Here is a 1,554-nt window from a genome sequence, read left to right on the forward strand (position 1 = left end):
TATCACTTGCGTTGCATAAAAAACTTTCTAGCTTGTCAACCATTTTAATTTTGGGGTAATTACCATTTATTCCCTATAAGGAATATTCAGACTTGAATTTCTTTGCTATTAAAGAAAAAAGGACAACAGGGTTTTTGAGGTAGTCCTTCATCCATTTTTTGTAAATTATTTAAATGATTGGATCGTAGGTTAGATCATCTAAATGATAAACATCTCCTGATTCATATTGTGCTAGGGTCTCTTCAAAAATACGCTGATGTTGCAGTTTTCGCCGACCATTGGATGATCGGTCGGGTTCCTTGAATATTTCTGAAATAAAGGTTGTTAGTTTTACTGAACAGAAATCGGAAATCCAGTTCAGCATTTCTAGTAAGGTACCTTTATAACCTAATTGATGATTCAATAATAGGGTTAAGCAAAATGTGATCATTGCGATGTAAATTTGATTGTATACAGCGTTCTCGCTTTGTCCATAAAGCTTTGTCAAAACTAAATGTTGTTTCACCCATTTAAAAAATAATTCAATTTGCCAACGTGTCCGGTATAGATCACCAATTTCTTGTGCACTTCGTTTTGCGTCATTGCACACAATAGAAATGTTGTTTCCTTCGTTATCCTGTGTTTCTACTAAACGTAGAGGATATTTAATTTTGCCGATTTTCACAATTGCCTCTCGAATAATGGGAGAGCAAGGGTTGACAGGTAATTCCTCTATCACATGTACAACGGTATTGGTTTTAATTCGAGTGACAAAGTGAATTCCTTCCGCACAGTAGGTATCGAATTTTTCAAAGTTGAAATAACCTCGATCGAATACGTGAAGTGTATTTTTGTCGGCTACGATTAACGAATCCAGTTGTGTTTCATCTGCAGGTCTTGCAGGAGTAACAATCACACCATTTGGGTAAGAAACGCCATCGCAAAAATGGATGGATGTATGTAGCTTTACCCCGGATTTAGTATCACGAAAATCCGCCCATTCATACTGACTAAGACACATGGAAATAGTAGAGGAATCAATCAAATGAATCTTCTCGAGGGCTTTATCAGCCTTTTGCGGACCCAGTGCCTGGTGCAACTTTTGAACCAAATGATGCATCATAACTTGGAATATTTCAGATGGTATAGCACCAAGCTTTCGGGAAAGTTGCGACTTACTGATATCTTCGATGCCGACCAGTCGTTGTATACTTTTCTTGCGCTTTACTTTTTCACTTATACGCCCTAGACTAGGTAATCCTTGGAGCTGGGCATAGATGAAAAGATTAGTAAATGTTAGCACGTCAAGCTTTTTAACATACCTATCGATTTGGGCATGGTCAATCATCTTTTGAATAACTTTTGAATCTAATGGATGAATGTATTCCTTGAATACAGTTTTTATGGTATTATAGTCCATGGATGACTCCTTATAATTAGGGATTTGGACAGGACTACCATACTCTAATTATAAGGGTTTTTTTATGGTTTTTAAAGGTTAAATTGCCATTATTCCCAATTTTACATAAATTATATTTCTTGACTTTTTTATTTTATTTTCCTGCAACGCAAGTG

General features: G+C 36.0%; 1 protein-coding gene. It reads right to left on the reverse strand.

Going from position 1 to position 1,554, the window contains the following annotated elements; translation table 11 throughout:
- Positions 1 to 169: 169 nt before the first annotated feature.
- Positions 170 to 1,399 carry an IS4 family transposase gene (locus IEX12_RS23045; protein ID WP_188725987.1) on the reverse strand — a complete coding sequence of 410 codons (1,230 nt, stop codon included), beginning with the start codon at positions 1,397 to 1,399 and terminating at the stop codon, positions 170 to 172.
- Between the last annotated feature and the right edge of the window lie 155 nt (positions 1,400 to 1,554).

This window comes from Lentibacillus populi, assembly GCA_014642895.1.
Classification (GTDB): domain Bacteria; phylum Bacillota; class Bacilli; order Bacillales; family Amphibacillaceae; genus Lentibacillus_C; species Lentibacillus_C populi.

Coding starts and splice junctions, on each gene's coding strand:
- IEX12_RS23045 (WP_188725987.1), bottom strand. CDS start 1,399: ATGGACTATAATACCATAAAAACTGTATTCAAGGAATACATTCATCCA.